9 protein-coding genes and 2 pseudogenes are annotated in these 8721 nt (G+C 70.5%); 4 read left to right on the top strand and 7 right to left on the bottom strand.

What is annotated here, in order from left to right:
- The first annotated feature begins 161 nt into the window (after positions 1-161).
- Positions 162-902, top strand: coding sequence for a rhomboid family intramembrane serine protease (locus A9O63_RS16925; protein ID WP_069332980.1), 741 nt, complete (start codon positions 162-164; stop codon positions 900-902).
- Entirely contained in the window at positions 899-1255 is a 357-nt protein-coding gene (locus A9O63_RS16920) for a GFA family protein (RefSeq protein WP_069332979.1), read from the top strand. The genes A9O63_RS16925 and A9O63_RS16920 overlap by 4 nt, the downstream gene beginning before the upstream one ends.
- Before the next feature lie 137 nt (positions 1256-1392).
- Here the strand turns inward: A9O63_RS16920 and A9O63_RS16915 are convergent, their stop codons facing one another.
- From A9O63_RS16915 to A9O63_RS16905, 3 genes are all read right to left on the bottom strand, one after another.
- Positions 1393-2178, bottom strand: coding sequence for an inositol monophosphatase family protein (locus A9O63_RS16915; protein ID WP_069332978.1), 786 nt, complete (start codon positions 2176-2178; stop codon positions 1393-1395).
- Positions 2179-2307: 129 nt separating this feature from the next.
- Entirely contained in the window at positions 2308-3825 is a 1518-nt protein-coding gene (locus A9O63_RS16910) for an inorganic phosphate transporter (protein WP_069332977.1), read from the bottom strand.
- Between the two features lie 127 nt (positions 3826-3952).
- On the bottom strand, positions 3953-4858 hold the full coding sequence (locus A9O63_RS16905; protein ID WP_002719323.1) for a LysR family transcriptional regulator: 906 nt from the start codon (positions 4856-4858) through the stop codon (positions 3953-3955).
- Between the two features lie 94 nt (positions 4859-4952).
- Here A9O63_RS16905 and metF point away from each other — a divergent pair, with 94 nt between their 5' ends.
- Positions 4953-5819, top strand: coding sequence for a methylenetetrahydrofolate reductase [NAD(P)H] (gene metF / locus A9O63_RS16900; RefSeq protein WP_069332976.1), 867 nt, complete (start codon positions 4953-4955; stop codon positions 5817-5819).
- A gap of 195 nt (positions 5820-6014) precedes the next feature.
- Here metF and A9O63_RS16895 read toward each other — a convergent pair whose 3' ends face one another.
- From A9O63_RS16895 to A9O63_RS16880, 4 genes and pseudogenes are all read right to left on the bottom strand, one after another.
- On the bottom strand, positions 6015-6560 hold the full coding sequence (locus A9O63_RS16895) for a biotin transporter BioY (protein WP_069332975.1): 546 nt from the start codon (positions 6558-6560) through the stop codon (positions 6015-6017).
- A 13-nt stretch (positions 6561-6573) separates the two neighbouring features.
- Positions 6574-7170, bottom strand: coding sequence for an energy-coupling factor transporter transmembrane component T (locus tag A9O63_RS16890; protein WP_069332981.1), 597 nt, complete (start codon positions 7168-7170; stop codon positions 6574-6576).
- Positions 7145-7885, bottom strand: a complete 741-nt coding sequence (locus A9O63_RS16885; RefSeq protein ID WP_069332974.1) for an energy-coupling factor ABC transporter ATP-binding protein — start codon at positions 7883-7885, stop codon at positions 7145-7147. The genes A9O63_RS16890 and A9O63_RS16885 overlap by 26 nt, the downstream gene beginning before the upstream one ends.
- A gap of 90 nt (positions 7886-7975) precedes the next feature.
- Positions 7976-8299: pseudogene (locus A9O63_RS16880) on the bottom strand (aminotransferase class III-fold pyridoxal phosphate-dependent enzyme); the annotation flags it as partial.
- A 291-nt stretch (positions 8300-8590) separates the two neighbouring features.
- Here A9O63_RS16880 and A9O63_RS23455 point away from each other — a divergent pair.
- Positions 8591-8721, top strand: a pseudogene (locus A9O63_RS23455) (DNA-processing protein DprA); the annotation flags it as partial.

Below are 8721 nucleotides of genomic sequence, written 5' to 3'. Positions count from 1 at the left end.
GGGCGGGCGGCGTCTCTGCCCAGCCCGTCCGGCGCAGCGGATCGGCTCCGGCGCGCCCGGGCTGCTTCGGCCGTGGAGCGGCCTCGGGTCTCGCGTCCGGCGGCGTCCGCAGGGCTGCGTTTCGCGCTTGACGGCGCGCACGGGATCGGAAACGCTGCGCCATGTTCCCGATCCGCGACCACAATCCCTCGGGCCGCACGCCCTATGTGACCTATGCGCTGATCGTGGCGAATGTCCTGATCTTTCTCGCCATGCATTACGGTTCGGCCTCGTCTCTGGCGCTGGAAGCGGCCTTCTTCGACTGGGGCCTGGTGCCTGCGGAACTGATGCAGGGGCAGGGCTACGAGGGGCTTCTGACCTCGATGTTCCTGCATGGCGGCTGGGCGCATCTGCTCGGCAACATGCTCTTTCTCTACATCTACGGCGACAATCTCGAGGATGTGCTGGGTCACGGCGGCTTCTCGCTCTTCTACCTTGCCGCGGGGCTTGCCGCGGCCGCGGCGCAGGTGCTGGCCGATCCCTTCTCCTGGATCCCCATGGTGGGCGCCTCGGGCGCCATCGCGGGGGTGATGGGGGGCTATCTCCTTCTCTTCCCGCGGGCGAAGGTCGATGTGCTCATCATCATCGTGATCTTCTTCCGCATCATTCCCGTCCCGGCCTTCCTCCTCCTCGGGCTCTGGTTCCTGTTCCAGGTCGTCTCGGGCGTGGCGGTGCCGACCGATCAGGGCGGCGTGGCCTACTGGGCCCATGCGGGCGGCTTCGGCGCGGGCATCCTGCTCACGCTGCCGGCCTTCATCGCCCGCGGCGGGCCGGCCTTCTGGCGGCGCACCCACGGGTTGCCCCCCCATCCCGAGACGGCGCTGCCGCGCTCGAACGTCCCTCTTGTGCGGAGAAAGCGATGAAAGGCCCCTGCCACTGCGGCGCGGTCGAGATCGAGGTCGAGCTGCTGAACGGCTTCGCCGATGCGCGGCGCTGCGACTGTTCCTTCTGCCGCCGCCGCGGCACCATCGCCGTGACCGCGCGGCTTTCGGATCTGCGGGTGGTGCGGGGCGCGGAGAACCTCACGCTCTACCAGTTCGGCACCCGGACGGCGAAACACTGGTTCTGCCGGACCTGCGGGAACTACACCCACCACCAGCGGCGCTCGAACCCCGGGGAATACGGGGTGAATGTGGCGATCCTCGAGGGCGTCAATCCCCGCGATCTGGGGGAGGTGCCTTGGACGGACGGGGTGAACCACCCGTCCGACCGCTGACGGAAGCGCCCCTCCGGGGTCGGGTGTTCAACGCCCGAAGGAAGGCATCGGCCGCTGGCCGCGCAGGCGACGGGCGGGGCGCCCGGCGCGCTCTGCCGCGGACGGCCCCGGGGGCCGATCCGTCCCGGTGGGGCGGCTTATTCGCCGCGGATGATCTTGCGGAAGGGCTCGAACAGGTTCTGGTTGCCGCAGATGAGCGAGCCGTCGATCGGGTTCTGGTCCTCGCGGATGCCCGAGATCAGGCCGCCGGCCTCGCGCACGAGCACCACGCCCGCCGCCACGTCCCACGCGCTCACGCCGCGCTCCCAGTAGCCGTCGTAGCGGCCCGCCGCCACATAGGCGAGGTCGAGCGCCGCCGAGCCCCAGCGCCGCACGCCCGCGCAGGTGGGCATGAGCCGGGCCAGATCCTGCAGCGTCGCAGGCAGGGTGGAGCGGCCGCCGAAGGGCACGCCGGTGGCGAAGATCGCCTCGATCATGTGACGCCGGCCCGAGACGCGCAGGCGGCTTTCGTTCATCCAGGCGCCCGCGCCCTTCTCGGCCCAGTAGAGTTCGTCCTTGGCCGCGTCGAAGATCACGCCCGCCACGATCTCGCCCTTGTGCTCGAGCGCGATCGAGACCGCCCAGTGCGGCAGGCCGTGGAGGTAGTTCGTCGTCCCGTCGAGCGGATCGACGATCCAGCGCCGGGTCGGGTCCTGACCGGCGGTCTCGCCGGTCTCCTCGCCGAGCCAGCCGTAGGTCGGGCGCGCGCCCATCAGCTCCTCGCGGATGATCCGTTCGGCCTCGCGGTCGGCCTTGGACACGAAGTCGCCCGGCCCCTTGGACGAGACCTGCAGGTTCTCGACCTCGCGGAAGTCCTTCACGAGCGAGCGCCCCGCCTTGCGGGCCGCCTTGATCATCAGGTTGAGGTTCGCGCTGCCTTGCATCCGTCCGGGCTCCATCCGTTCAAGGGCGCTGCTATAAGGCGGGAAGGGCCGGAAGGGAAGGGAGGAACCGACAGGGCGGATCCCGAGCGGCGGCCTGGGCCGCCCCTCGGGCTCGGGCCCGGCCCCCGGTCAGTTGCCGAGGGTGCGCAGCCCGAGGAAGATCACGGCCGACAGCGCGGCGGTGGCGGGCACCGTCACCACCCAGGCGGCGCCGATGGTCAGGAAATGCGCCCGGCGCACCAGCTTGCGGCGCTTGCGCTCCTCGGGCGGCAGGGGCTTGCCCTTGATGAGGCCCAGGGCGCGGCTGCGGCGCTCGGCCTGCCATTCGCGGTAGAAGCCCACGCCGAAGATGCCGCCCACGGCGATGTGGGTCGACGAGACCGGCAGCCCCAGCCCCGAGGCCACGATGACGGTGATCGCGGCCGACAGCGCCACGCAATAGGCGCGCATCGGATTGAGCTTGGTGATCTCGGATCCGACCATGCGGATCAGCTTCGGGCCGAACAGCACGAGGCCGAAGGAGATCCCGCCCGCCCCGATGATCATGACCCAGAGCGGGATCGAGACCTTGGCGGCGGTGTCGCCGTCCGAGACCGCATGGACGATGGCCGCGAGCGGGCCCACCGCATTGGCCACGTCATTGGCGCCATGGGCGAAGGAGAGCAGCGCTGCCGAGACGACGAGCGGCAGGCCGAACAGCTTCTTCAGCGACTTCTTGCGGTTCTCGAGACCTTCGGACTGCCGGCGCACCAGCGGGCGGGTGAGAAAGACCGTCACCAGGCCGAAGGCGAGCCCGATCAGGAGGGCGGCCGGAAGATCCACCTCCATCAGCTTGCGCAGGCCCTTCAGCACCAGATAGGCCGAGAAGGCCGCGGCCATCACCCCGATCAGGAGCGGCACCCAGAAGCGGGCGGCCGCGATCTTGTCCTCGGCATCGATCAGCCGGTGCTTGATGAAGGCGAGGAAGAGCGCCGCGAAGACGCCGCCCAGCACGGGCGAGATCACCCAGCTTGCGGCGATCTGGCCCATCACCGGCCAGTTCACCGCGCCGAGGCCCGCCGCCACGATGCCCGCGCCCATCACGCCGCCCACGATCGAATGGGTGGTCGAGACCGGCGCGCCGATGGCCGTGGCCACGTTCAGCCAGACGGCGGCGGCGATCAGCGCGGCCATCATGGCCCAGACGAAAATCCCGGCCTCGGCGACCGAGGCCGGGTCCACGATCCCGCCCGAGATGGTGCTGACGACGTCGCCGCCCGCAATGAGCGCCCCCGCCGTCTCGAAGACCGCGGCGATGGCGAGCGCTCCCGTCATGGTCAGCGCATTGGCACCGACCGCGGGTCCCATGTTGTTGGCCACGTCGTTGGCGCCGATGTTCAGCGCCATGTAGGCGCCGAAGGCCGCGGCCGCGACGATGACGAGCGCATTCGGCGTGCCGCCGACGATGACCGAGGCTGTGACGCCGGCCACCACGATGAAGACCAGCGCGATGCCGAGCGAGAGGAGCGGGCGGCCGACGAACTGGCCGGCCTGTTCGAGCTGGACGATCCGCTTGAGATCCTTGTCGAGCGTTTTCCACTGGTTGATCGGGGCGCCCGTCGCAGAGGTTCCCGTCGTCTCGGCAGGTCGGGTCGGTGGGAGGGTCATTCCTGGCCTGTCATGAAAGCTTTGCGCGGCGGAGGTATCGTTTTGCGCCCTTTCGGGCAATCCGATTCCGTTCGGACAGGGTCCTCCGCCGTTCCGCCCCGACGCGGAAGGCGGCCCATTGTTCCCGTCAGGCCCGCTGAAGCTTCACGGGCTCGCTGCGCCCGAGGCGCAGGAAATGGGCCATGAAGGGCTTTGTCGCATCTTCCGTGCGTGTCGCGGCATAGAGCCGCTTCGTCACCGTCTTCGGCCCCAGCGGCCGGGTCACGTAGTCGGCATGGCTGCGCACGTCGCGCAGCACCCAGTCGGGCAGCACCGAGACGCCGCGATTCGAGGCCACCAGCATCAGGATCACCGCCGTGAGCTCGACCTGCCGCGTGCCGCGCGGCTCGACCTTGGCCGGGGTCAGCACCTCGGTGAAGACGTCGAGCCGGTCGCGCGAGACCGGATAAGTGATGAGCATCTGGTCGCGGAAATCCTCGGCCGAGATGAACTCCCGCGCCGCCAGCGGGTTCGAGGCGGCGGCGACGAAGGTCGGGTGGTAGTCGAACAGCGGGTTGAAGACCATGCCCTCGACCGTGACCGGATCGGAGGAGATCACCAGATCCACCTCCTCGCGCATCAGGGCGGGCAGCGCCTCGAAGGCCAGGCCTGCGCGGATGTCCACGTCGATCTCGGGCCAGGCGTGGCGGAACAGCTCGAGCACCGGGAAGAGCCATTCGAAACATGCGTGGCATTCAATGGCGATATGCAGCCGCCCGGTGCGCCCCGAGCGCAGCGCGCGGAACTCGTCTTCGAGCGCGTCGATCTCGGGCAGGATGCGCTCGGCCAGCCGCAGCAGGCGGATGCCGGCGGCCGACAGCTTCAAGGGCTTGGAACGTCTGACGAAAAGCTCGATCCCGGCCTGATCTTCCAGCCCCTTCACCTGATGCGAAAGGGCCGATTGGGTCATGTGGAGCACGTCGGCCGCGCGCGCCAGACCCCCCGCCTGATGGATCGCGCGGATGGTGCGCAGATGGCGGAGCTCGAGGTGCATGTTACAAATCGCCTCATATTGATCTTGAGCATTATGAATTTGTCTCACATGGCAGAAGCTGCCACAAGAGACGCAAGGAACAGGAGACAGTCCCATGGCCAGACCGCGCATCTCGTTCGAGTTCTTCCCGCCGCAGACGCTCGAGGCGTCGTTCCGGCTGTGGGAAACCGCGCAGATGCTGGCGCCGCTGAAGCCCGACTTCGTGTCGGTGACCTACGGCGCGGGCGGCACCACGCGCAAGCTGACCCACGAGGCGGTGGAGACGATCCACAACCACTACAGGCTGAATGTCGCGGCGCATCTGACCTGCGTCGATGCGACGAAGGCCGAGACGCTCGAGATCGCCGCCTCCTATGCCGAGGCGGGCGTGACCGAGATCGTGGCGCTGCGCGGCGATGCGCCGAAGGGGGCAGACCGCTTCACCCCCCATGCCGAAGGTTTCGCAAGCTCGGTCGAGCTCGTCGAGGCGCTGGCCGCCACCGGCCGCTTCAAGCTGCGCGTCGGCGCCTATCCCGAGCCGCACCCCGATGCGGCCGACACGCTGGCCGACGTGCGCTGGCTCAAGCGCAAGATCGAGGCGGGCGCCACCTCGGCCATCACCCAGTTCTTCTTCGAGGCCGAGACCTTCCTGCGCTTCCGCGACCTCTGCGCCAAGGAAGGCATCACCGCGCCGATCATCCCGGGCATCCTGCCGATCGAGAACTGGTCGGGCGTGAAGAAATTCGCTGCCCGCTGCGGGGCGCAGGTGCCGGGCTGGCTGGACGACGCCTTCGACCACGCCAAGCGCGACGGCCGCGAGGAACTGTTCTCGGTCGCGCTCTGCACCGAGCTCTGCGACAGGCTCCTGTCGGAGGGGGTGGAGGATCTGCATTTCTACACGCTGAACCGCCCGACGCTGACGCGCGAAGTCTGCCACGCGCTGGGCATCCTGCCCGAGGTGGCGCTGCAGAACGTGGCCTGAAGGCTCGGCGCAGAGGCCCTGAACCCGGGGCACGGCCTCCGAAAGGGGATCCGCGCCGACGGGATGGCCGGGCCTCGATGCCCTGTCCGCCCGACCCCGAGGGCGGCTGAAAGATTGGCGGTCCCGAGACACCCGAGACCTCCGCCTTGCCGGAAAGACCGCCCGGAGGCCCTGCCTCCGGGCGTTGTCGTCGGATCAGGAGCGCGAGAGCAGCACGCCCGGCCGCACGCGCGAGAGGCCGCGCGTGACGAGGCCCGCGATCGCGGCCTTCAGCACGTCGCCCGCGATGAAGGGCGTGAGCAGGAGCGCCGCCTCGGGCAGCGTCTTGCCGAGCACGAGGGCCATGCCGACGAGGCCGAAGGCATAGAGCGCCACCACCCCGCCCAGCAGCGCGCCGACGAAGGCCGCGAGCGTCACCGGGACCGCCCGCCATGTCTCGACCACGAGGCCGGTCACGAAGGCCGCGACGGGGAAGCCCACCACGAAGCCCACCGTGGGGCCCGCGAGCACGCCGAGGCCGCCTCGCCCGCCGGACAGGAGCGGCAGGCCGAGGAAGACGAGGGCGAGGAACAGCAGCACCGCCAGCGCGCCGCGCCGCGCGCCCAGCACCGCGCCGCAGAGCATCACGCCCAAGGACTGCGCCGTGACCGGCACGCCCGACATCAGGGTGATCTGCGGCACCAGCCCCAGCACGGCGATCAGCGCGGCGAAGAGCGCGATCAGGGTCACGTTGCGTTCCATCGGTCTCTCTCCCCTAGAGGCCGCCCCGGGCGCGGAGGGCCTCGGCCACCTGTTCGGCGTCGTCGAGGGCTCCCAGCGCCAGCGGCGCCACGATCCGCCACGAGGGACGGCGGGGGCTCCGCGCGCGCCAGGCCTCGGCCAGCCGCTCTGCCCGCGCAAGTAGCACCGGCGTGAAGCGGATGACAAGCGCGATGGAGATGGCCAGCACATGCGGCGCAAGCCCCAGCCGCTGCAGGGGCCGCGCCAGCCGCTCGAGCACCGCGATCATGTCGTCGAGCCGGGTGGTCATCGTCACCAGATTGGCCAGCGCCACCGCGATCAGAAGTTTGAGCGCGACGGCACAGCCGCGCGCGAGCTCGCCCGTCCAGCCGTGCCAGAGCGCGAGGATCAGAAGGAACGGCCAGAGCGGCCGCAGGAGGGCGAGCCCGTGGCGGGCGAAGGCCCCCCCCTGTGCGCCATAGAGAAGGGCGGTGGCGAGGGCTGCCGGCGCGAGCAGGGGCAGGCTGTCGAGCGGCACGAGCGCCACCGCCGCCAGCGCCAGCGCCGTGAGCTTGGCGCCCGCGGGCAGGCGGTGCAGGCGCGTCTCAACCGGCGAGGTCAGCGTCAGCATCGAGGCTCCCCAGACGGTCCATCTCGGCGCGGTAGGCATAGGCCACGCCCGCGGCCGGCCCGTCCGCCCGCACCCGCCCGTCCTCGAGCCAGATGGCGCGGTCGAAGCCCGCCACGACTGCCGGATCGTGGGTGATCGTCACCAGCCGCTGCGGCAGCGCGGCGAGGCGCCGGGCGAGGCGGATCTGCGTGGGCAGGTCGAGCCCCGAGAAGGGCTCGTCGAGCAGGATCGTCCCGGGCGCCATCGCGAGCACCGCAAGAAGGCACAGGAACTGCTTCTGCCCCTGCGAGAGCGTGGCCACGGGCGCCGCCGCCCAATGGCCGCGGCCGTGCGCCTCTAGCGTGGCGCGGGCCATGGCGCGCGCCTCGGCGGCGCTGCGGCCCATCTGCTTCAGCCCGAAGGCCAGCTCCTCCTCGACGGTGGGAAAGATGATCTGATGTTCGGGATTCTGGAACAGGATGCCGATGGCGCCCAGCATGGCGCGCCGGTTCGTCGCGGGCTCGATCCCGTCCACCGTCACCCGTCCTGCCGTCGGCGCGATCAGCCCCGCCATCAGCCGCAGGAGCGTGGTCTTGCCCGACCCGTTGGGGCCGAGGATGGCGATCCGCTGCTCGGTCAGATGGAGCGAGATGTCCTGAAGGATCGCGCGCCCGCCCACGCCGTAGGAGGCGCGGTCGAGGCGGAGGCCGGTCTCGGAGGGCGAAGCGGGCTGCATCCGCGCCTCTTAGCCGCCGCCGCCCCGCCTGCCAAGCGGGCAGGGGGCGCGCCCCGCCTCGCGAGGAACGTCGAGCACCGCATGGGCCGCGGCGATGCCCAGAGGGTTGCCGCCGGAGGTGCCGCCGATTCGGGCGCCGGTGGTGACGAAGACCGTCTTCTTGGCGAAGTCGCCCGGCACCGCGGCATTCAGCCGCTCGGCGAGGCGGATGCAAGTCTCGCAGGGCGGCACCTGATGGCAGGTATGGGTGAAGCGGCCCACCTGCCCGAAGACCGCGGCCATGACCTTCGGATGGCAGTGGCCGGTGTTCACGACCGCACTGCCTGCCGCCGCGTCGATGTAGGGGCGCCCCTCGATATCCCAGATCTCGGCATTGAGCGCGGGGTCGGCATAGATCTGGGTCTGCCTCCCCATGCCGCGGGACACGGTTTCGGTGCGGCGGCGGCTTACGTCAGCCTGGCTCCCTCAAGGCCCCCCGGGGCGGATCCTCTCCGGACCGGACCGTGGGCCGCGCCTTTCCGTCCGGCGGGTGACAGGGCCGCGCCCGGGTCCGGCCTCGGACACGATACCCCGCAGGCCGCCGTTCACCAGTCATTAACCATTCGCCCGCAGGGTCGGAGGTCGGTCGATCCTGCGGCTCCGGGCCGGTTCGGGATCTCCTCTCCGGCGGCCCGCCAGCGGCCGCCGCACCGGCGAAAGGCATCCATGCGGGCCAAGGCGCAGAAACCCGTCTCTTCCCCGGCCGAGGCCGAGCGGCTCGACCGGCTGCGGCTGATCCGCTCGCGGCGGGTGGGGCCGGCCACCTGGCGGCGGCTGATGGCCGAGCACGGATCGGC

The sequence above is a fragment of the Cereibacter johrii genome (assembly GCF_001720585.1).
Taxonomy (GTDB): Bacteria; Pseudomonadota; Alphaproteobacteria; order Rhodobacterales; family Rhodobacteraceae; genus Cereibacter_A; species Cereibacter_A johrii.
The sequence above is the reverse complement of the archived record's forward strand: the minus strand, read 5'-3'. Positions and strand labels throughout refer to the sequence as shown.